Below are 24,498 nucleotides of genomic sequence, written 5' to 3'. Positions count from 1 at the left end.
CATATAAAAACATTTCCCAGCCTAGCGGCATATTACTTTAACCACAATCTCTGAAGCTGACAGCGGATACCCGCTAACCTAAATTTTAGTCTTGCAAAATTAGTGCAATTACGCACAAAATAAACCACAGGATTCACATTAAATATCCAGATATTTTGGATGAAGGACGTGGGATAAAATGAAAATAGAGCGTTCACCATTCTGCATTGCCGGAGAAGAAATTCCTCCTGGACATCGTCGGACGGTTAATATTGCTGCAGCAAAAATGTACAACCGTAATGAGCTGTATATGGATGTCCACGTAGTTCATGGTAGAATTCAAGGCCCCACTGTTTTTTTGTCGGGAGCGGTACATGGTGACGAAATTAACGGGGTTGAAATAATCCGCCGTTTGCTCAAATTGAAACTTTTGAATTCGCTAAGGGGAACACTTATCGCCGTCCCTGTAGTTAATACTTTCGGATTCGTAAACAGAACACGTTATTTGCCTGATCGCCGTGATTTGAATAGATTTTTCCCAGGCTCTCCAAAAGGATCATTAACAGGACAGCTGGCTTCAATCTTTATGGAGGAGATAGTTGCTCGTTCAACACATGGAATAGACTTTCATACTGGCGCAAATTTTAGGAGCAACCTACCGCAAATAAGAGCTGTAATAAGCGACCCTGTCATTAAAGAAATGGCCGTGGCCTTTGGTACCCCGGTAGTATTGGACGCAGAACTTCGTGATGGATCTTTACGAAAGGCTGCATACGACAGAAATATTCCCATGCTTCTATTTGAGGGAGGACAGTCCATGCAATTTGACCCAATCCCCATCAGGGTTGGAACTCAGGGTGTAGTTTCTGTTCTTAGACACTTGGGGATGCTTCCAAAAGCGAGACAAAAATCAAAATATACGCAGCCGATTATAGCCAAAAATTCAACATGGGCACGAGCTTCAGCAAGTGGAATATTTCTTCCACGTGTCCAATTGGGCGAAATTGTAGAAAAGAATCAGGTCCTTGGACTTGTCACAGATCCTTTGGGAGAATCTGAGCATCAAATTATTTCACCTACAAAGGGTATAATTATTGGACAATTACAGAGCCCACTCGTTCACAAGGGTGACGCTGTTAGTCACGTAGCTGATATCAGCGATATGGATGTTGCGGAGACAGCAATTGATTCATTTCAAAGCGAATTCGAATTTGAATCAAAAATGCAGCAGTACGAAGAAGGATATTTATAGGTGAATACCAAATAGGACATTAACCTTCCAACATTTATCTGATGACACGGTAAAATTGTTCTCTATAATAGCTGGTGAAACTTGCGCCCTAACCGACATAAACCCAATAAACAATAAGGGAAAACCATGCTCAATTTCAAAGTTAACGAAGACCGTTGCATCCAGTGCGGTAAGTGCATCACAGACTGTCCACCCATGTGCATTACCATGCAGGATGGAGATTTCCCGGTAATTCAGGACGAAAGCAAATGCCTGCGTTGCCAGCACTGTCTGGCGATATGCCCAACTGCTGCTATATCAATCATGGGAGTAAACCCTGACAACAGCACCGAACTGCAATATGAATTGCCCACCGCCCACTCCATGGAAACCCTCATCAAGGGGCGCCGTTCTACCCGAAAGTATAAAAAGAAAGCACTTGATGAAAAAACCATCGCAAAGCTGCTCGAAACTTCTTTTCACGCACCAACCGGAGTCAATGCACAGGGCGTATTCTTCACCGCAACAACCACAGCAGAAGCAACTGAAGACCTTCGCAAGGAAATCTATACCAAAGTCAGCAAGCTGCTGAGCAACTCAGACTTCGATGAAAACGACATGCGCTTCCAATACCTGCAAATGGCGCATAAAACATACATTAATCATGATATAGACATAATTCTTCGAGGTGCACCGCATATTCTTATTGCAAGTGCATCAAAAAACATCCCCCTGCCCAAAGAAGACTGCCTTATAGCGCTGACAACCTTTGACCTGCTGGCTCAATCCATGGGAGTCGGAACCCTGTGGGACGGCATGCTCAAATGGTGCGTAGACGACTTCTTCCCCGAGCTGGCCGGAAGACTCGGAGTTCCCGAAGATCATGAGATTGGCTATACGATGGTATTCGGACATCCGGCAGTACAATATCAACGTACGGTACAGCGCACTCCGCCCAAAATTAATCTCGTCCGCAAATTCTAAATCATAAAAAAACGGAGGGCTCATGTGAGTCCTCCGTTTTTCCTTATTGCCGCACCATCCTTCAAGTGCTATCAATCGCCTCAATCCAAAAGAACAAACACGAGGCACAATATGGATTATATAGAATACATTGATCGCGAATCGGGACAGCTTCGCAAAGAAACCGTTCCGGGTGAAGGATGGCTAAAATGGCTTTACCACAATCCTTTAGGAAAACTGGCCCTGCACGGGATAGTTAAAAGAAAATTTATATCCCAATGGTACGGCAGCAAAATGGACACTGCGGACTCACAAGAGAAAATTCCCGGTTTCGTAAAAGAATTGGGGATCGACATGAATGAAGCCACTCGTCCGGTGGAAGACTATAAATCATTCAACGACTTCTTTATCCGCGAACTCAAGCCGGAAGCCAGACCGATTGATAATGCGCCTGATTCAATAGTTTCTCCGGCAGATGGTAAAATACTGGCTTTCGAGAACCTTAGTGGCCTTGATTCTTTCTTTGTGAAAGGACAGAAGTTTTCTCTTGAAAGCTTCCTGCAAAACAGCATGCTCAGCAAAAAATACGAGGGCGGAACCCTGCTGATCATTCGACTTGCACCGGTTGATTATCACCGCTTCCACTTTCCTGCTGCAGGTAAGGCTTCCGCTTCAACCCTTATCAACGGGGACTACTTCTCTGTTTCACCCTATGCAGTTAAAAACATGCTTAACGTATACTGGGAAAACAAAAGGGAACATAGCACTCTTAAAACCGTTGCAGCCGGCGACATTCTGCTTTGTGAAGTAGGTGCAACAATGGTCGGTTCCATTGAACAGACCTACACACCGGACAGTGAAGTCAAAAAAGGGCAAGAAAAAGGCTGGTTTAAATTCGGTGGATCGACCGTCATAATGCTTCTTGAGAATGGCAAAGCACAGATTGATGCCGATATCCTCAAAAACACAGGTAACGGTTTCGAGACCAGTGTTAAAGTTGGTGAACATATCGCAACAATCAACTCATAATATTTCATAAAAACAATAAGAAATGTGCATATCATCGCATAATCCTTATTGTTTTCAAGTAATTAAAACATACATTCATAAATGATTTTTTATATTGCCATAAGTCTCGATAAAATATATGGAGAGAGCCTTCACATTTGCATGGAAATAATATAAATATATATCTTGATTAGCTCAATTATTCGACAAAGAATAACTTCACCATTATTCATATAATTTCACTAATCCGGGGAGGGAGTCTGTGGAAAATTTTTTTCTTGATGTTCTGGGCATCTTAAATCCAGAACCCCATCTATTCTCATGCAAGATTGGACAGCCTCCAATCACCTTCAGGAATTGCCCCTGCTTATCCTGCCAATTACGATCATACCAGAACATTCGTTCGGTATACCTTTCTTAAAATCGTATTATAAACTTTCTTTAGAACTTTTCATTTGATTATTATTCTTTTATAGCGATGTAGTGTCGAACTGGCATTATTTTGTAGATAAAAACATAAGGAATTAAACTATAATGGCCTACAATAACAATAAATATAGACTATATTTAACTTTATCTTTTTTTGTACTGCTTGCGGTGATCATCAGCGTAGTGGTAAGTTTTGCCTTTTTAAAAACACTCTTCGCCACATCTGAAATAATCAACTCCATCATTCTTGTTGTATTTGCCGGAAGCGTGGCTACAGCATTTCGTTATATTTTTTCTGTACGCAGAGACATGAAACTTTTCGCGGCATTCACTGATTGGTGTGAAAAACCTGAAGAAAGCACCTTTGAATTAGATGACCTGAATAAAGGATTGCTCGGAAACGTACTTGTTTCCATCGGTTGCTCTATCAAGGAAAATGGCGTCCTGATCGTTAAATCGTCCAGTGACAGCCGTTCCATTATAGAAAGCCTTGAACAAAATATTTCTTCACGTTCTTCCTTGATCTCCTTTCTTAGTGGATTCCTTGTGCTGCTTGGTCTTATGGGAACATTCCTCGGCCTGACCCTGACCCTGCAATCCATGGGAGAAATTCTCTCCACCCTTGCAGGAGGCCTGACCGACTCCAGCGACACTTCCATCATGCAGGTCATGATTCAGCTTATTGTTGAATTGAAAAATCCCATGGCAGGAATGGGTACCGCTTTTTCAACTTCCCTGTTCGGTCTTGCCGGCAGTGCTGTTGTGGGAATTCTTTCCATCCTCTTAAGCCGCATGCATGACCAGCTTAAGCAGCGCCTTGAAAACTGGCTTAACGAAAAAACAGACTATGCGGCGAGCAAGTCTGGAACAGCAGCTAGCATATCACCTGATCTGGACCTCGGCAGCCAGATGGCGGCCATCTCCGCTCAATTGGAAAAAAACAATATCGCCCTGCTTGAATCACTGGAAAACACCAACAAATTCCTGCTGAAACTGACCCTGCTTCAGCAGCGCTCAGCCGAAGCAATTAATACAGTTCAGGATCAGTCCGTGGAAACCACCAAAGAAATCGGTCTCGGCAACGAACTGACCGGAAGACTGATCAAAGAATCGCGCCTTATGGTCACTGCTTTGGAAAGAAGCATTGAAACCATGAACATAATGAACGAAAGACAGCACAAAAACTAAGCTGTTACTAAATATTTCAGGTAAAAAATATGTCAGGGCAGATGATTAAGAAATTCGGAACAGCTTGTATTCTTTGCGCACTCCTCACAATTCAGGGCTATGTTTCCTTTGCAGACAATTCCACAGAAGGCACTCCTCCCCAGCCTGTAGTGGAAAGCTCAACGGAAACAGTCAGCCTTTCCGGTCTGGAGAACAAAAACAAAGAGTACAAAAATGCTGAAGACATTGAGTCTTTTAAACAGGGTGTAATCAAAATTGAAGACCCTGGAGAAAAAGGATCTTCCTTACAGGAAAACAGCCCAAATGCCGCAAATGCAACTACGCTGACCCTGCAGCGGGCCTGCGAACTTGCTGTCGGCAATCATCCGCTGGTGGCATCATCCCGCTACTCTTTACTTGAAAAGACAGCAGAGTACGGCATGGCCCGTCAGGTTTACATGCCCCGAATCGACTTTACAGCACAGGCAGGACCTTCGCACAACCTTGACACGGAGACCACCAGTTACGGCCAATCCTCCGTTGCCATGACCCAGACTTTCTTCAACTTCGGAGGTCTGGACGACAGCGTGGACAGTGCCAAGATGAAGGCTGTAGGCGCAAAATACCGTCTGGCACGCACACAGGAAGACATCGCAGCCCTTGCCATTAACTCATATCTGAGCGTGATGCAGGCACAGGAGACCTTGCAGGTCTACAACAACTCCTTGGAATTCTATAACAAGCTGTTAAAGACTTTCTGGGAACGCTACAACGCCGGCATCTCCTCCAAGGCTGATGCCCGCAAAGTTGAAGTCTCGCTGCGGTCCACAGAATCTCAAGTCACTGTGCAGAAGCAACAGCTCAAGACTGCAAGACTGCTTCTTGAAAACATCATCAAGCAGCCGGTTAATGAAGTAGAAACCAACATTGCCATGGCCAAGATGGCAATTTCGGAGACCCTTGAAGGCGCCTACGAAATTGCCAAAGCCAACAACGTAAACCTCAGGGCTTACGATGCTGAGATTGAATCACAGAAAAAGGCGGTTTCCACTGTGGAGGCAAACTACTACCCTTCTTTCGGGTACAGATTGCAGGCCAAAAGTGAATTCAAAAAATATGACGGTTATGAAAATGCACTGGATGCCCAGCTCACCGTCAACTGGAACCTGTTTAACGGCTATGCCACCGATGAAGGTGTAAAAAGAGAAGAGGCCGTACTCAAGAGATTGCAGGCCACCAAGGAAGCAACTGAACTCGAAGTTCAGAATATCCTTTCCGATGCCTTCAATGCCTACAAATCATCTGAAAAAGAATTTGATCTTGCCCGTGATGCCTATGACGCAAGTATCAACCTCATGAGCCTCTACTTGAGTGAGTTTGATCTAGGCATCAGAACCCTTCTCGATCTTATTACTGCCCGCGAAGGGCAAACAAGCGCAGCTGTGCGCGAAGTTAACGCCCGCTATTCTAGAATTCGTGCGGCACTCAATATTTTTCTCGAACAAGGCAGACTCCCCGAAATTCTGGGGCTCCCAGTGGAAAAAGTTCCATTTGAAAACAGTAATTCTCTCTACTCTGCTATAGGTGAATAATCATGGCTGACGCTCAGAAAGTTTCTCCGTCAACAGTATATAATGTTCAAGGGTCGCCTGACGACTACAACTACATTCTCAAAGGTGCCGACCTTATTCTGGTCAATAAACAGACCAATGAAGAACAGGTATTTCTCTTTGTCGGTAACATTATGAGTCTCGATGGACAGGTCAACATGGAATTCTCCAACGGCCAGTCCCTTGATTCCCCTAACCTGTTCCAGCGTTCGGAAATGCCGGACATGGATAAGCAGGACGAAGAAGCTCCTGAATGGGAAGCCGTATCAGATGATTCCACCCCTTCGGACGATGAGGAAGGCAACTCCGACGAGGGCAACCTCGGAGAAGGTCAACTTCTGAACGCTCAGGCAGCACTTGTCACCGACCCCACCGACGACATCCTCAAGACCCAGCAGCGCATGTTTGATGACATCAACAAGTTCGCGCAGCAGGAAAGTTTGTCCAGTACTCCTGACCCTATTGATCCGATTCAAGGACAGGATATTGATCAACCTGACCCAAAAGATGATCCTGAAAAACCAGAAAAAGAAATAATCGGCGGTGGAACAAATCCTCCAATTCCTACCCCAACTCCCAATAGTAGTAATGTAACCATTGCTCTTTCGCAAGAATCTGAGTCCGGTATTAAGAACGAAGATGGCTCTTACAAAGAAGACGGAATCACCAACAACACAGACCTAACGATTACCGGTTCTGCTGATGCTGGCACTGTCCTTGATATTTATATGGATGGTGTGAAGATTGGGCAAAAAACAGCTACAGATGGCACATATAGCTTCGGCGTAACAGGGGTAGCCGAAGGCGATCACGAATTCTATGCCCAAATAGCTGACGGCACAGGCGAAAGTGCAGCTAAATCCAGCAAATTAGAAGTTGAGGTAGATACTACAGCACCGACTCTCAATAACGATGCGACAGCAGACTCAACTTCCAAGGTAACCTTTGCGGAAGATGCGGGGAAAACATACACAAACCAGAACCGCCCTCTCATTGAAGGAACAGGTGAAAGTGATACTATCCTGACCATCACTTACACCAGTACGGACGGTTCGGTTACAGGGACTCTTAAGGATATCACCGTAAACAGCAGTGGTAACTGGAGCTACCGATTCCCAGAAGGCAGTGAACTTGCTGATGGAACCTACACCTTCACCATCGCCGGCCAAGATGATGCGGGTAATGCTCTGGCTACAACCCAACAGATTCAGAATGTAGTGGTTAAGACAGATTTCACTACTGGTGCGACCATCAGTCTCGACACCGTTTCTGATTCAATGGGGAATCATGTCCAAGCAGCAGCAAATGACAGAATAACCAACGAAACCGATCTGAAACTTACTATCAGTAACATCCACAAGGATGCACGACAGGTAACAGTATATCTTGCTAATGCAGACGGCACCAAAACCGAACTTGGCACAGCGAGTCTCAACGCGGATAAGACGGCATGGACCTACACTGTAGATAACAGCAAAATACCTGCAGACGGAACCTACACATTCATGGTTGAAGCCATGGATATGGCTGGTAATATTTATCAGCCAGCTTCCAGCTTGCCAGTGGAAGTCGACCGCACTGCACCGACCGAAGGACTTACCATTGACCTTGATGCCGACAGTGATTCCGCTGATAGCCATGGGCTCCTTGGCAACAACACAGATAACTACACGCACGGAACCGAAGCAAGCGATCCTGACGGAGCCAGAATTCTGCATCTCAGCGGAACAGGAGCCGGATCAGCAGGCCGTGTTAACCTCTATTTCGAAGACGCCAGTGGCAACAAGACTTTGATCAACACTGTCGGCTATATTCAGGCAGAAGCGGACGGTAGTTGGAAATACACTCTTGATGCTTCGACTTATGGTAAAGCAGGTGCAGAGCAACTTAAAATAATTGCTGAAATCACAGACGTAGCAGGCAACATTGAAAGCGCAGATCTGACCGTAACCGTCGACAACACCGCCCCGGAAAAATCCACCATCACCATTGCCGGACTTGATCCCGCAGCAATTGAGACAGATAGCAGCGGACACTCAGCTACAGTCAAAGGAAATTCAATTACCCTTACTGGAGAAATTTCCGAAAAAGCCGATGCTGTTATTGTTACCCTTTACTGTAAAAATGCAGACGGCAGTATAACTGAAGTTGCGCACAGCCAGACTGACGGCGGAGGCCTCCTTTCCATTTCCGAGTCAGGTGGAAAAATCAGCTGGTCCTACGATGTAACCGGACTGGTGCATGGTCAGGATTACTCCTACTACGTCACCGTGGAAGACGCTGCAGGTAACGTAAGTGACGCATCCAAAACTTTCACCTTTACTTCCGATCAGCAGATAAGCATCCCGACCATTGCCCTTGATGCTGCCAGTAACACCATCGGCGGCCCGGGAACAGTAGGCGATAATATCACCGGATTCGTGAAAGACGGTTCAGGAACCAAAGATACCGACGTTGAATTCAAAGTTACCGGAGACCACGATGATACTATCAGTGTCTATGTTGTAGATGCAGCCGGGACTCACACCGTCACTGTAGGTGGCGTGGACTACAAATGCTCTCTTGTCGGTTCAGCCAAAAACGGCCAGACCGTTTCCTTTGATGCTTCCGCCTATGAAAATGATACCACCGATCTTCAATTCATCGCGGTTGCAGAGGATGCTGCCGGAAACACTGCCACTTCAGCAATCTACCCTGTGACTATTGACGATGAAGCTCCTGTGGTCGGCGATATCGGAGTTGAAGATGCCGCAACTCTCGGTCTTTCCGATGTGGACAATGAAACCAATGCTACCAAGCTGACCTTGACCGGAACTCTGGAAGAAGGTTCGGACAAACTCGTTGTACGCGTTTACGACGGCGTTGATGGCGCAGGCAATCCCAAATACCTCGGCGATGCAACAATCACCAGCACCGGAAGCGGCTACAAATGGTCCTTCGATGTAGGGGATGACACTGATTCCGCCAAATACATTTCGCAAGGCGAACATAATTTCAAAATCATTGTTGAGGATGCCGCAGGCAACCAGACTACAGTCCCATCCAGCGACACCTACGACATCAACATCGACCGCACTGACCCGGTTATTTCTGCGGCCCTCGGCAGCGGGCTGGATACCGGACGCGGTGGGTCATACACCGACGACTGGATTACCAGCATTGACGACAACCTGAGCATAGACGTTGAAGCCAGTGAAGGTGCTACCATTACCGTTACTGTAAACGGTCACACCTTTAGCCACACTGTAACTGACGCCGAAGCTGCTGCGGGCAAAATCAACTTTGATCTTTCTTCACTCAGTCTGGACAATAACAAGCTTAATCTCGGCAACAACGACGTTGTAATTAAAGCAACAGATCCAGCTGGTAACAGCACTACCCTGAACAAAACTCTGATCATCGACAACAAGGTCGACACCGACACCAGCACCATCAAGCTGGCTGCAGGTTCCGATACCGGGGTCAGCGGCGATAATGCAACCAGTGACCATACCCCGACCATGCAGGGAACCACCGAAGCTTTTGCTTTGGTGGAACTGCTGATCAAAGGTACTGATAAATTTGGACACGATGTTGAGTACGCTGAAAGCGTTACTGCGGACAAAGACGGTAACTGGACCATTACCCCGGACAGCGCCATTGCAGACGGCAGTTATGATGTTACCGCAAAGATCACTGATATCGCTGGCAATACTGGGACAATCAGCCTCGATTCCCAGCTTGTAATTTCTTCCAACCCAACGGCCCCGGTCATCACCATGACCGAGGACACAGCTGCCCAGTATTTTGGTGCGAACACAGATCAGGACTGGATAACCCGTGATTCCGACCCGGATTTCAATATCCAGAAAGATGTCGGGACTAAACTCGTTGTCACCGCCACTAAAGCTGGGGATTCTGCGTTTTCATTCAGCCAGACCTATGATGACGCAGGTGAACTGGCTGCGGACCATATTGAAATGCCCACTTCGCTGGCTGACGGCACTTATACTTTTACTTTCACTACAACTGATGCCTACGGCAACCAAACCGCCACAACAAAAACCGTTGTCATCGACTCGGAATACGACTCTGACGACATGACTTTGGCTATTGATGCCGATTCCGATACCGGGGAAACCGACATCGGTGTTAATGACATCATCCTGACCAAAGACTCCACACCTGAACTTTCGGGTAAAGCGGAGGCCGGAAGCAAAGCCAGAATGATGGTCATAAGTTTCGACAGTGAGGCTGACCTGAATGCCAGTGCAGACCCCACTTCCATGAACGATGACCAATTGCGCAGCTTCATGGAAACCAACAAGGCAGCACTGGTTACCGAAGTAACCGTCGGCAGCGATGGTAGCTGGGTGGCAACCCCCAATCTTAGTGATGGCGACAAGTACTACAAGGTTATAGTTGTATCCGAAGATCAGGCGGGTAACGTTGAGGCTGAATCAATATCCATCAATCTCGATACACATGGCCCTGCCGCTCCGGCAATCAACCTGACCGAGGATGACGGTGATGTTTATCCAGATTCAGCTCTCAATTCCATCACCGACCTGACACCTCGTCTGGCTGGTACATCCACCACCGAGAGCGATGTGACCACCATTATTTCCATTACGGATAAAAGCGGAACCGAGGTACTTAGACTGGATGCCAGCACCATCGCTGATGCCAGCGGTAACTGGGAATATCATTACGGACAGGGCAGCAATAATCCGTACCTGCAAGGCGGCGAATACACTGCAACTATTACCAGCACGGACAAGGCTGGAAACGCAACAAGTGACAAAGTTGAGTTCACAATCCTGCAGGATGTTGCGGCTAAGCCCACAGTTGAGCTGGCCACAGATGACGACACCAATGTAGTTGGTGACGGCGTCACCAGTACTGCCCTGCTCGCCGCAGACACCAAGCTGACCCTGACCGGTACTGCGGTGGCATTTCAGGAAGTCAAAATTTATGACAGCAGCGATAACCTGATCGGCACATCCAAATCAGGAGAGGACGGAGTCTGGACCTACGACTTCGGCACCAATCCTTCAGGCGTGAATGTGTACTATGTTATTGCCAACGGCAAAAGATCGGACAACTTCACCCTCAATGTGGACAACTCCACACCGGACCCCACTGCGGACCTCAAAAACGATACCGGAACCGATGGTGACTGGATCACAAATGATCCGACCATTGAAGGTAATGTTGAAGCCGGAAGCACTGTCAAAGTAAGTGCTGAAAGGGTTTATGAACTTACCGATATCGGAGGCGGGAATTATTCGTACACTGACAGTACCGGCACCAGCCACACAATATCTGCAGCTGATAAAACCGTAATTGACGGCAAAGACTTTTTTGTAAGTACTGAAAAGTACACATACACTGTGGACTCGGATAATATTAAAAGCGACGGTTCCTATGAAACCGGGGAACTGGCAACCATCCTGAATGGCAAGGACGGCCAGTACCGGGTTACCGTAAACTCCACAGACGTTGCTGGTAACAGCAGCAACCTCGTAATTCCTGATGTGCTTAATCTGGACACAGTTATTGAGAAACCGACCATCGGCATCAAGGCCGGAGACGATTCCTACCTTGCTCCTGATGCTGACGGCGATATTGTGAACAGTAGCGGCACCAAGGTCGGTTCATATGCAGACCTCCCAGCCGGGTTCCGTAATCCGAGTGTGGCTTACGATGAAGATAACATCACCAATGACCGCAATCTGGTCCTCACTGGAGATGCAGAAGCCGGGGCCAAGGTTCTTTTATCCGTCACCCTGAACGGTACTATCACCAAATATGAAGTAACCGCCGACGAAAACGGGAAATGGGAATGCACCCCCGGTAACCTAGCCGACGGCAAATACACCGCATCTGTGACTGTCACCGATACTGCGGGCAACTCTTCCACCAGTAACGATTTCTCGTTCGAAGTGGACCTCAGCCCCACCCGAGCAGCATATATAGACCTTGCGGATGATGACGACACTTATACCAACGATGCCACTCCGCAACTGAACATTATCGGAGATACCGGAGCGGCTTATGTCCTCTACTATGTAGACGGTACAACCGGAGCTTTGACCGCAGTAAAAACCGGTACTTTTGCAAACGCTTACCAAAACTACACAGTTCCTAATGCAAGTGCTCTTGCGGAAGGAGATCATAACTACAGGCTGGTCACTGTGGATAAGGCGGGGAACGTCCAGTCCAGAGACTACACCATCCACGTGGACCTTACCCCGCCAGCTGCTGCTGAAGGCGTTACTTTCACTAAGATTGATGAAACCGGTAGTAGTCCCACGACTGTCAGCACCTATGTTGAACAGACGGGTAAGGTTGTTAACATCAACACCAACGACAACACCACAGACCTGCTAGTTAAAACAGCTGCAGGCACATCTCTGGTGGAACTTGTCCGCTCTGACGGTCAGGTAGTTGCCAGCGGTTCAGTTAACGGATCAGGTAATGCTCTCTTGGATCTTACCAGTCAGGACATGAACATCATTGACGACGGCAACTATACCTATACCCTGAAATTTTACGATGGAGTGGGCAACCAGCTCGATGCCAACAACGTCACCGTTAATCTCGTTGTTGATACAACCGATCCCACTGTGACTATGGATATGTCCAGCAGTTCGGACCGCGGCTTCAATGAAGAAGTCGGATCAATTCTGACCAGCGGTGAATCGTTTACCTTTGAAGGCAAATTCACAGAGGACAGGTCCATTAATTATACGACCGAAATGGCCTACCTCATTGTCATCAGCAATGGCGCGGATACATGGACATACAATTCACTGGACAGTGCAAATCAGGACAGCCACATCCAGAATATTACTGTAAACGCAGACGGCACTTACCACTTTGATTTCGTGGACAGTGACTCTGCTCATCCGCTCGCTGACGGCGATTACAATGTAAACATCAAGGCCATTGATCAGGCCGGTAATACTTCAGATGCTTCAAGTGTTGATTTCCAGCTGGACAACAATGACATCAACCAAACCCAGCTGAATATGACCGCAGATATTGTCGGGTCCAAACGATATGTCTCTCTGGAGCAATCGCACTATACCGGAGACAACGATCCTTTAACAACCGACACTCATTACAAATATGAATTAACTCTGCATGATACTGACGGCCACACTACTCAGACAAGTTCCGGCGATCTGACTGAGGGGGATGATATTGAGCTCTCCTTCAGGGACGACTCCAGTACTTACGACTACGCTGAAGTAAAAATCACGGACAAAGCCGGTAACGAGTCGGAATCACAATACATTGATCTCGACAAGAGCGACCTCAACTACAGCGCTGATCTGGGCAAAGATTCTGACGTTGCTTCAGTCAAAGCCAGCTTGTACGTAGACACTAACAATAACGGCGTAGTTGATGCCGGCGACACTGTTTATGATAGTTTTCAAGATGTTACGGTTAGTGATAACTGGAGCAAGAATTTTGCTGCGCTTACTGAAGGAAACTATGTGCTTCAGCTCAAGGGTTATGACTCTGGTGGAACAGCCATAGACTCTTCAAAAACCGAATTCAGTTTCAGTCTTGACGACATGGATACCGGAACAACCGCTGACGATATATTCAATACGAATAGTGATCAGGATTACAACGGGTCTCAAGAAGGTGCAGGAGGAAACACCGCCGACACCACTTCGGGAACCCACACTGTGGTGGATGTAGAAGTGCATCATGACCACATTGATTTTAACATTTCATAAATCGTAGTTATACGATTTTACGGGGATAAATATAAATGTCTGCTGATAGCGGCCCTCCGTGGCCGGGTTTTGTTGATGCGCTCTCGACCGTACTCATGATGATGGTATTCTTCACCCTGCTCATGGTGCTGGTAACCGGAACGCTCTCATATATTGTTGCGCTCAAGGAAGTTAAACCCGGTGCCGCCCACTCAACTGAACAGGTTGAAACCTTGGTGGCTGCGGCGCAGGATCTTTCTTTTATGGAACCGCCCTCATCCATGGACAAACTGACTGAAGCCATGACCCAGAGTGCTGTTCTGGACAAAGAAGACCTTGTCACCGCTACCCCGCCCCAGCCCATTGACATCGAAGAATTGGAGCGGGAAAAGGAAATGCTCCAGAAAAGAGTGGCTCTTGCGGAAAGTGCTGCTTGGACAGCCCATCAGGAACTTCAAAGGCTCAAAGAAGAAGTCAAAAAGCAGCAGGCCTCAAAGGACCCCAAACTTGCTGCAAAACTTCAGGCCGCCCTTGATAAAATCAAACGCCTTGAAGCCGACGGAGCTGTAGAGAAAAAAATTCAGACTGAAGACGAATTTGTTCCGCCGCCATTTATTACCAAGATGGTTCAAGGATTGAATAATAAAAACCGGGTCATCATTCTTTATAACAAGCTAACCAGCACTCTTGAAGAAAAGACTGAATCAGAACTGCTTGCATGGGTTAAGCAAAATGAATCCGCAATCATGAGTAAAGGACTGCTACTTACTGCAACACTCAACCATGAAGCGGTTTCTTCCAGCATGTCCAACTCTGTTTCTTTTAAAAGACTTTACGGGTTGATCAAGTTCGTGAATGACCAGGCACATATTCCTAAAAGCAAGATTAAATTCCGTGCCTTGAATGAAGGCGTACCGGGTACCAACCAGGTTGTAGTCAGCGTTGGCAGCAGCTTTGGTAAAACTGACAAACGCAAAGACTTGAACTCTTCTGTTAATAAATAAGGGGCAGGGACTTGGATAACCAGAAAAAACCAACCCCGGCTCCTGATACTGCACCGGAAAACGGCTCCGGCGACACCATTAATACCAAAGGAGCCACTCATTCTGAGGAAGACGGTACCGATAAAACAGACCTCGGATCGCAGGATAATGTCAGTCTTTTTAATCCCGGTGAGGATGAAAAAGGAGCTTCAATAACCTCCTGCCTGAAAAAAATTGCCGACAAATACGGCATAGTGGTTTCCGGCAGTTCCCTGCAACTGGGTAGTGCGTCATCCACTAATGAATACCTGCGTTTGCAGGCCGATAACATGGGGCTCAACTTATCCATTAAGCCCCTGCCGTTAAAGATTGAAGAAGAAATACTGCCTCTGATTGTACAATACTCAGACGGAAGCTTTGCGCTTCTCGAGGAGAAAGTAGGCCGCAGACTGACCCTCTGGAACGGCAAACAGGAAATCATCAGAAACCGGAAATCAGAATTCTCTGAATTCAAAGATTGGTCCTGCTCCTTAAAGCCCGTTTTCGAGACAGACAAAGTCCCCTTCCTGAGCCTGACATGGTTCATGGGCCAGATAGGAAAAATGTGGCCAATGTACTCTCAGGTCATTCTGGCCACGGTGATGATCCATTGCTTTACTCTGGTCATTCCCCTGCTGATGGGTATCTTCTATGACCGCATCCTCCCCAACCTTGCGGAAAACTCGCTCAAGGTACTGATCACCGGGGCAATCATCGTGCTGGCCTTTGACTACATCCTCAAGAATGTTCGTACTTCACTTGTCGAAAAGGCCGCCCTGCGCGTGGAACAGGATGCAGAACCGCAGCTTCTATCTCTAGTGCTGGACACCAACTATTCGAAACTGCCGATTTCAGCCGGACATCTGGCTCATGCAGTACAAGAATTTTCACGCATTAAATCCCTGTTCACCACCCAGTTGGTAGTCGGGTCCATTGATTTTTTCTTTCTCTTTTTCTTCCTGTTCATCATTTACCTGAACAGCGGAATGCTCTTTGCCGTTCCGGCCGTAACCTCTTTTCTGGTCTTGGTCGTGGCTGTAGTCTACGGCTTTTTCATTGATGCCAACGTGTCGGCCCAAAGCAAACTGCAATCGCGCAAGAGCTCATTTTTAAATGAAATTTTCAATGGAGTTGAGTCAATTAAAGTAACCAACGCGGCGAGACTTTTTGTTTCCCGCTGGGCTTCTGAAATTGAAAAATCCGGGGAGATGTCCTCAAAGTACCGTCTTGCCCAGTCTCGCTGTTCCATGACCACCGGATTTCTTGGTCAGCTTAACTCCGCAGGACTGCTCATCGTAGCCTTCTTCCTGATCAAAAACGGCAACATGAGCAGCGGTGGCCTGCTGGCGACCATGGTCCTTTCCGGACGCTGCATTGCGGTTTCTGCCAGCATGTCCAATTTGATAACCTCATACCTGTTTGCCCGCCGCTCCTACAAGGACCTGCGTAAGATTCTTGAACTGGAAAAAGAAAGCTGCGAAACCCGCCAATTCAAAATTCAGCAACTTGGCGGAGGAGTGCGTTTTGACAGTGTTTCCTTCCGGTATCAGCCGGAATCACCCTATGCTCTTGAAAATGTATCATTTGAAACAAAGCCGGGAGAAAAAGTAGGAATCATCGGCCCTATGGGCAGCGGTAAATCAACCCTCCTCAAGCTGCTGGCAGGCCTTGCCGATCCCAGCGAAGGGCTGATCATGCTGGATGGACACAACATGGCCCACCTCAACATTGAAAAAGTCCGTGAATTTGTCGGGGTAGTTCCGCAATCCCCTGTGCTGTTTCATGGCACCCTTGAGCTGAACCTGCTCATGGGTTCACGCACAGCCACCCAGAAATCATTGCAGCAGGCTCTGGCTATTTCCGGCATCGAAAGGTTTGTCTCCAATCACCCTCTGGGTCTTAAAATGCCCATCCTCGAAGGCGGGAAAAACCTTTCCAGAGGACAACGTCAGGCCGTGGCGGTTGCCCGTGCCCTGATCAGCTCTCCCCCTCTGTTGCTCCTTGACGAACCGACCAGCTCCATGGACTCCACGCAGGAACGCATGCTCATTCACCAGATCAAGGGGACAATGGCTGATAAATCTATTTTCGTTGTCACCCACAGGCCGCAGATTCTTGAGGTCGTGGACAGGATTCTAGTTGTGGACCAAGGACGCATTGTCGCCGACGGACCACGCGATGAAATCATCCGGAAACTTTCCAGCCCGGCTCCGGCCAGACAGGGGTAATCATGGGAAAGAACTGGAAAAGCAACCTGCTCTGGTCCTTGGAAAAAAGCCTTGGAAACTGCATCGTTCTACTGCTCATACTGGTATTTTCAATTGTATTCATACTCTGGGCCCACTCCAGCAAGATAGAAAAAACCGTGCGCGCCCAAGGTGTGGTTGAAACCAACCTGACAGATAAAATTGTGGGACATTTCGAAGGCGGTGTCGTTGAAAAAGTATTCGTTGAAGAGGGAGATACCGTTCGCAAGGGGCAGGAAATAGTAGCTATTGCCAACACAAATATTACTGAAAAGCGGAATAAATCCCTCATCAAAATGAAACGGCTGCAAGCCAAGCTGAACCGTCTTATTGCCGAAACCAACAACAATACTGAGGAATTCGCGCAAAAGGCCTCCACCCCTGAAGAAAAAAGCGAAATTCAATTCGCCCGTATCCGTGGAGATGCCCTTAAAGAAAAAATCAATATCCTTAAGACCCAGATCCAGCAGTCCAGAGCAGCTCTTTCTGCCAGCGAAAAACATGTGCAGAACCTGCTTGATGAGCAAAAAGTTCTTAAAGAACAACATGATATGCTGGAACCAATGGTAAAAAAAGGGATTGGTTCCCGCCAGCTTTTGCTGCAACGCAAAACTGAACTGGCAAAAATTACCACAAACATTGCCGAGATTTATAACAAGCGGGACGAATACTCTCTTGAAATTCGCGAACTGGAACAACGCATCAATCAGGAAGAGCTGGATTTCTACCGCGACATCCGCGAAGAAATCAACCTTGTCAGTTCCGAACTGAAAGGAGTCCGTGAAGAACTTAACGCCGCCAACGAACAGATCGTGCGCAGTGTTATCCGTTCGCCCATTGACGGCACCATATACAGACTCAGTGCAAACACTGTGGGCGGCATTGTCCGCTCCGGAGAAGCACTGGCTGAAATCGTACCCCTTGATGCAACCATCCGCATTGAAGGAAAGGTCCAGCCCAGTGACCGGACCAAAATATGGAACGGCATGACAGCCAAAATAAGGCCGTCATCATATGAATTCTCTGATCAGACCATGCTCAAAGCCAAGATCGTCAACATCTCGGCCAAGACATACTTCGATGACCTGACCCGCACATGGTACTACCGGGTAATTTTCAATACCATTAAAGAAGATGCGGAAAAGGTTAAAGAATTCCTACCGGGCATGATCGTAGAAGTTAACATTCTTTCAGGCGAAGAAAGCGTACTTGAATACCTGCTCTCCCCCATAACAAGGGGAATGCGAGGAGCTCTTTCCGAGCACAGAACCCGCTGATAATCGAGACCACCAAGTTCATGAACAGGAAATAAAATGGCAAATAATATTACTGAAACTATCAAACAGATTTTCTCAATAAAAAACCTGCTGCTGATACTGCTGGTTGTAGCACTGGCAGGCGGGACTTTTGAAACGCTCAGTTACCTCTGGAAAGAAAAAGAACAGTCCGTAAGGGCGGATCTAAAAGAGTATCAAAAATCTGTTCTTGAAAATGAATCGGAGCTGCTTTCCTCCCAGCTGATCAACTATGTAGTTCGTGGCAAGGAACTGGCCCGTGCCAGAATTTTCAGGCTCTCCATGGACGACATCAAATCACCGAAGAAAACAGAAGTCCGCAAGGCGCAGGAAGACTTCGAAAACTTCGTCAAAGTCAGCGGCTATTCCGCAGGTTGTATTTTTGAACCTGACGCAAGTATTTTCGCATCCACAGAAGCTCCGGAAGAAATTATTGGGCAGGGATACAAAGAGGCGGTCCAACAAACCCTGCATAGCCGCACACCAATGTTCTTACCGCTTCGAACTAAAGGAAACGATCTGATCGCAGATCTTTTTCTCCCGGTTTATGATGCATATGCCACCAGCACTTCCACTCCTCCGTCACGGGTTCTCATGCTTGAAGTACCCATGACCGCAGTACTTCGGAATTTTCTCGGTTCAGAGCAGACCTTTAAATATGCAAGCTCAATACACCTGATCCAGCAGAACGGCAAAACCAGCGAAGAAGCAACTTTCAACTATCCTAATAACTTGAAACTTCAATCCACAAAATTTTCTCTTGATGGAATCAGCGAAATTCTTTTCGGAGAAAGGACTGACCTTTCAATGGAGAAAAAGGTCTACTCCACAGCCCGGTTTCTCCCTGTTGTGAATTGGTGGGTAATGATTGAAACCGACACAGCTGTACCAAGCAGAATTATTTCCATCTATAAACAGGAAAGCATAATCTTTGCTTCCTTGCTTCTTGCCGCAATGATCTTCTTTGTGTTCACAGTCCGCTTTATAGCCTCAACACGTAAATATCATCGCAGGAGTTCCAGACTGGAAGAAAAAAATACTTCCCTGATAAGGGAGCTTTCCCTCCTACGCATCATCAACAATGCCCTTCCGGAACCGGTAACATTAAAAAAGAGTGAAGATGGTGCATTCATCCATGTAAACAAATCCTTCACGGATTTTACCGGGCTGAAGCAGACAGAAGCCCTTCACCTGACTGACAATCAGATATTTGACCACAACGAAGCCGAAACCCTTTCGCATGGCGATCAAATGGTCAGTATGTCCAACAGCTCTTACAGCGAAGAACTGATCATGACCCGCGGCTCCAGCAAATCTACGATTCAGGTGACTTTTGTGCCCTGTACCGTAGATGAAGAAAACGATGCCATCCTTACGGTATACCGGGATATCACCTCGGAAAGAAATGCTTCTGAAAGAGGAATTGAAGTTCGCCAGCAAGTTATCAATGCATTGATCCGGGCAGTGGAAAGTGTTCCGTTTCTGGACGGCCATACTTCACTCATGCGTAAGCTGGCTCTTGAAATTGCGGAGACACTGCTCTTGAGTGATGCAGACTGTGCAACAGTTGAAGCTGCGGCAATTCTATCTCAGGTAGGTAAAACCTTTGTTCCCAGAGAAATCATGGAAAAAGAAGGGAAACTGACACCGGAAGAGATCAAAGAAACCCAGCGATACATTGAACACACCTGTAAGATTCTGGAAGGCGTTGAATTCGACCTGCCTATTACCCAGACGATTTGGCAGATGCAGGAAACTCTTGACGGCTCAGGATACCCCAACAAGCTGGAAGGTAGAAACATCTCCACGCTGGCCAGAATTCTAGGTGTAACAAACACCTTTAGCGCTCTGGTACAGAAACGATCATACCGAAAAGCTAAAACAGCCCGTCAGGCCGTTGATATCCTGCAAGGTATGGCAGACGTAAAATACGACAGCACAGTTATCGAAGCCCTTGGAGCTGTAATCGAAACCCAGTCCGGCAAAGCAATTCTTAAGGAAAGCCAAGTCGAGATTTAACTCTCCGCCGTATATAAAAACTTCCCCAGCAGGCATGCAGGACTTTCCCTCCGCATGCCTGCTTTTCAATTTCCCCGCCTAATAAATACTTGATCGCTCCCGTCAATTGCAGGTATTTATTTAAGGATACTTAATTTTAAATCCAATCAGGAACTGACCATCATGACCAAGTTTTTGTGTATTTTTCCGGCCTTAGCCGCCTTATCCGTATTTCTTTTGTTGCAAAACCCGCATCATGCAACAGCCCAGAATGAAACTTCCGTTAACGGTTCAGCAGAAGTAGCTGCAACTATTGCTGAGCAACAGACAGCTCAGTCCGAAACTCTCATCAACCTCCTACAGTACAAAACCACACTGGAAAAACAGATTGCGGAGACCAAAAAAGAGATCAAGAAAACACGTCACCCAATGGACAAGGAAACCCTGTCCATTAAGTTGACCGACCTCAAAGAACAACTCAATAATGTTCGCCAGAACTTCGTAAAAGTAGCCACCGGACTCGATCTTGATGTTTTCAATGAAGATGCACAGCAAAACTTTGTTTGGCAGGAAGAAGTTGAAACCTTAGTCCGCCCTCTGCTTCAGGAACTCAAAGAAATGACTAAGCGTCCCCGACAGATCGAACGTCTGAAAAGCCGGGTCGCATACTTTGAAAGTAGACTTCCAAGAGCCGAAGAAGCAGTTCAAAACATTGATTTTCTGATTAACGCAAGCAAATCTCCAGTCCTCAAATGGGAGCTGGGAATCCTTAAAACTGATTTTGAAAAAAGACGAACCAACATCGACAACCAACTTGATGTTGCCCGCTTTGAACTGGCGGAATTGACCAAGGATAAACAGTCTTTTTACGAATCAACTAAACAAGTCATGGGCGTCTTCTTCAAAAGCAGAGGAAAAAATATTCTCTTTGCCCTGCTGGCATTTGGCGGCGTATTCTTCCTTTTCCGTTTTGTGGACCGTGTCTTTAAGAAAACCCACCCGGCATTCAAAAGTAAAGAGCGTCCGTTTTATATCCGGCTCATTGAAGTTCTGCTGCTGATTTTTGCTGTCATCGCCTCAACTTCTGCTTCTCTTTTCACTTTGTATATCTCCGGCGACTGGTTCCTGCTCAGCATTGCCATTATCTTCATCATAGGTGCGCTCTGGACCGCACGAGAAGGTTTTACCCGCTACTACGAACAGGTAAAGCTCATTCTCAACCTCGGTTCCGTCCGTGAAAACGAGCGTGTCACCTACAACGGAGTTCCGTGGCAGGTGGACAGGCTTGCCCTTTTTGCCAAGTTGAAGAACCCGGCCTTAAGCCCAAGTAGGATCAGACTGCCCATCGGAGAACTGGAAAATGTTGTTTCACGTCCAGTAGGCAAAAATGAACCGTGGTTCCCATGCATGATTGATGACTGGGTAATCCTTTCAGATGGTGTACGCGGCAAGGTTGTCAGCCAGTCCCCGGATATGGTGGAATTGATCCAGCGCGGCGGAGCCTACGTAACCTATCAGACTTCGGATTTTCTGGGCCTCAACCCCAAAAACCTGTCCCGCAATTTCCGCCTGAAATCAGTATTCGGAATTGACTACGCTCATCAGGGGGAATGCACTTCCACTATCCTCACTCAGGCTAAGGAGTTTATCACCGCCAAGCTCGCAGAGGACGGATACACAGATCATGTTCTCAATCTGAACGTCGAATTCGAATCCGCAGGGGCATCGTCACTCAACCTTGTCATCATTGCAGATTTCCACCGTGACATTGCTGAGCTTTACGGCCGCCTGCAGCGTGCTCTGCAACGCTATAGCGTAGACGCCTGCACCCATTTCGGATGGAATATACCCTTCGATCAGTTGGTGGTTCATAAAGCAAATTAAACAACAAGGGGTGCCGATTGAAGCGGCACCCCTTAATTTTTTATTCCACCTTATGCAGATGTACATCACTCTGCGGATAGGGAATTGAAATTCCGGCTTCATCAAGCGAAATCTTGATTTTCTCCAGCAAGGCAAACTTGGTCGGCCAGTAGTCTGCTGTTCCAACCCACGGCCGCACAAAAATATCCACGCTTGAATCTCCAAGATTACCTACGGCAATCAGCGGCTCCGGCGACTTAAGCAGTCTGCTTTCTGCATCAAGAATGGACTTGATGATAGACTTGGCTTTCGCAATATCATCCTCGTAACTGATACCTATAATCAAGTCGATACGCCTTGTTCTATGGGCACTGGTATTGACAATTACCGAACCGAGAATAGATGAATTAGGAACAACCACACGCTGGTTATCAGGTGTTGAAAGCTCGGTATAAAAAGCTGAAAGTTCCTGAACTGTCCCGGAAGTTCCGGCAACAGTCACGTAATCACCTTTCTTGAACATCCGAAACAAAATCAGCATCACCCCGGCTGCAAAGTTTGCCAGCGTATCTTTCAATGCCAGACCAATAGCAAGACCGGCAGCACCCAATACAGCGAGGAATGAAGTGACATTAATGCCTGCCTGCCCAAGGGCGGCGACCACAAATGCCGATAAGAGAGCGTAGTAGACAATAGTCGCAATAAAAGATGTGAGGATGTCGTCAACCTTGGCCTTGAGCATTACCCTCTTGACCACCTTTGAAACCTGCCGGGAAATAATCCGACCCACCAGCAGCACCAGAATGGCTACAATTATCCGTAACCCGTGCACACTGACAAAAGCTATGGCATCTTCGGCAAATTTACTTACCGAATCAGGATTCATCAGATCAATTTTAATTCCCGACATTGCATCAGCAGCGGTTTTTCCAGTTTCATTCATGAATTACACCTGTTTCTTTAAGAGTCTAGACGAAATAATACTTCTACATTTAATTTTTTCATTAGCGCATTTTCAAACATTTAAGCAATAATGAAATATAAATTCCCACGTGGAAACGGCGAATCGGCATATTTGCTTTTAAACGAATTTATCTTTATCGATGAAAACATTAATACAAACTCAGCATACCCGATAACTACATGCCCAACCAACAAAACATACGTTGCATCCTTGTTGACGATGAAGCTCCGGCCCTTGATGAGCTATGTTTCCTGCTTTCAGATTTCAACGATATCGATGTAATAGGCACAGCCACTTCCGCAACAAAAGGCATAAAACTTATTGAAGAAAAGGAACCGGATCTCGTATTTCTGGATATTCAGATGCCCGGCAAGAACGGTTTCCATGTGCTGCAGGAAATAATGCAGCTTCCAACCCCACCTCTGGTGGTTTTTGCCACGGCTTATGATGAGTACGCCTTGCAAGCCTTTGAAGAGAATGCAGTGGATTATATTCTCAAGCCGCTCTCAAGTGAAAGGCTGGAGAAATCCATCAAACGTATTCGCTGTCTGGTTTATGCCAATTGTGCAGAAAAAGTGGAAATGCCGGACATGAATGCTTTGCTGGACACCATGGGTTTGGGAGCCAAAGTTCTGCGCATTTCAGTAGAAGCCAGCGGACGCATTCTGCTGCTTGAACCAGCCGATGTAATCCTCTGCCGAGTCGAGGAACGCAAGATTATGGTTTACACACAAAAAGGAATTTTTCCCTGTTACGGAGATAAGACCCTTGATAAACTGGAGGAACGGCTGCACGGACAGCCATTTTTCCGCACCAACCGAGGAGAGATGGTCAACCTGACCCATGTTCGCGATTTTGCACCTTGGTTTAACGGCAAATACGTAGTTACAATGAAACACATCGAAGAACAGGAAATTATTATAAGTAAAGGGCGCGTAAGAGATTTCCGCCAGCGTTTAGGACTGGCTTAAGAATACTGTCACCAGCTCCCAACTCCTTCAGAACCTTTTA

At 46.9% G+C, this 24,498-nt stretch carries 13 protein-coding genes and 1 pseudogene; 13 read left to right on the top strand and 1 reads right to left on the bottom strand.

Annotated elements, in window-relative coordinates; all coding sequences use genetic code 11:
* Window positions 1-178 precede the first annotated feature (178 nt).
* The 12 genes and pseudogenes from ACKU40_RS04720 to ACKU40_RS04665 all read left to right on the top strand — a co-directional run bounded on the left by ACKU40_RS04720 (window position 179) and on the right by ACKU40_RS04665 (window position 22,544).
* Entirely contained in the window at window positions 179-1,231 is a 1,053-nt protein-coding gene (locus tag ACKU40_RS04720; RefSeq protein WP_320175372.1) for a succinylglutamate desuccinylase/aspartoacylase family protein, read from the top strand.
* Window positions 1,232-1,357: 126 nt separating this feature from the next.
* The gene (locus tag ACKU40_RS04715; RefSeq protein ID WP_320175371.1) at window positions 1,358-2,194 is read left to right on the top strand and encodes a nitroreductase family protein; all 837 of its coding nucleotides are present in this window, start codon (window positions 1,358-1,360) and stop codon (window positions 2,192-2,194) included.
* Between the two features lie 111 nt (window positions 2,195-2,305).
* Window positions 2,306-3,202, top strand: a complete 897-nt coding sequence (locus tag ACKU40_RS04710; RefSeq protein ID WP_320175370.1) for a phosphatidylserine decarboxylase — start codon at window positions 2,306-2,308, stop codon at window positions 3,200-3,202.
* Window positions 3,203-3,715: 513 nt separating this feature from the next.
* Window positions 3,716-4,798, top strand: coding sequence for a hypothetical protein (locus ACKU40_RS04705; RefSeq protein WP_320175369.1), 1,083 nt, complete (start codon window positions 3,716-3,718; stop codon window positions 4,796-4,798).
* Between the two features lie 29 nt (window positions 4,799-4,827).
* A complete protein-coding gene (locus ACKU40_RS04700) occupies window positions 4,828-6,369 on the top strand; it encodes a TolC family protein (protein ID WP_320175368.1) in 1,542 nt (513 codons plus the stop codon).
* 2 nt (window positions 6,370-6,371) lie between these two features.
* Entirely contained in the window at window positions 6,372-14,120 is a 7,749-nt protein-coding gene (locus ACKU40_RS04695; protein ID WP_320175367.1) for an Ig-like domain-containing protein, read from the top strand.
* Between the two features lie 35 nt (window positions 14,121-14,155).
* Window positions 14,156-15,103: a hypothetical protein gene (locus ACKU40_RS04690; RefSeq protein ID WP_320175366.1), complete on the top strand. Its 948-nt coding sequence runs from the start codon at window positions 14,156-14,158 to the stop codon at window positions 15,101-15,103.
* A gap of 308 nt (window positions 15,104-15,411) precedes the next feature.
* Window positions 15,412-16,425 (top strand): annotated as a pseudogene (locus tag ACKU40_RS04685) (ABC transporter transmembrane domain-containing protein); the annotation flags it as partial.
* Between the two features lie 213 nt (window positions 16,426-16,638).
* Entirely contained in the window at window positions 16,639-17,349 is a 711-nt protein-coding gene (locus ACKU40_RS04680) for an ATP-binding cassette domain-containing protein (RefSeq protein WP_407944329.1), read from the top strand.
* A gap of 2 nt (window positions 17,350-17,351) precedes the next feature.
* Window positions 17,352-18,644, top strand: coding sequence for an HlyD family type I secretion periplasmic adaptor subunit (locus tag ACKU40_RS04675; RefSeq protein WP_320175364.1), 1,293 nt, complete (start codon window positions 17,352-17,354; stop codon window positions 18,642-18,644).
* Between the two features lie 36 nt (window positions 18,645-18,680).
* Window positions 18,681-20,681, top strand: coding sequence for an HD domain-containing phosphohydrolase (locus ACKU40_RS04670; protein ID WP_320175363.1), 2,001 nt, complete (start codon window positions 18,681-18,683; stop codon window positions 20,679-20,681).
* A 162-nt stretch (window positions 20,682-20,843) separates the two neighbouring features.
* Window positions 20,844-22,544, top strand: coding sequence for a hypothetical protein (locus ACKU40_RS04665; protein ID WP_320175362.1), 1,701 nt, complete (start codon window positions 20,844-20,846; stop codon window positions 22,542-22,544).
* 40 nt (window positions 22,545-22,584) lie between these two features.
* Here the strand turns inward: ACKU40_RS04665 and ACKU40_RS04660 are convergent, their stop codons facing one another.
* Entirely contained in the window at window positions 22,585-23,466 is an 882-nt protein-coding gene (locus ACKU40_RS04660; protein WP_320175361.1) for a mechanosensitive ion channel domain-containing protein, read from the bottom strand.
* A gap of 200 nt (window positions 23,467-23,666) precedes the next feature.
* On the opposite strand from ACKU40_RS04660, the gene ACKU40_RS04655 reads away from it, so the two are divergent.
* On the top strand, window positions 23,667-24,458 hold the full coding sequence (locus ACKU40_RS04655) for a LytTR family DNA-binding domain-containing protein (protein ID WP_320175360.1): 792 nt from the start codon (window positions 23,667-23,669) through the stop codon (window positions 24,456-24,458).
* Window positions 24,459-24,498: the final 40 nt, after the last annotated feature.

The sequence above is a fragment of the Maridesulfovibrio sp. genome (genome assembly GCF_963666665.1).
In the GTDB taxonomy this organism is placed as follows: Bacteria; Desulfobacterota; Desulfovibrionia; order Desulfovibrionales; family Desulfovibrionaceae; genus Maridesulfovibrio.
The sequence above is the reverse complement of the archived record's forward strand: the minus strand, read 5'-3'. Positions and strand labels throughout refer to the sequence as shown.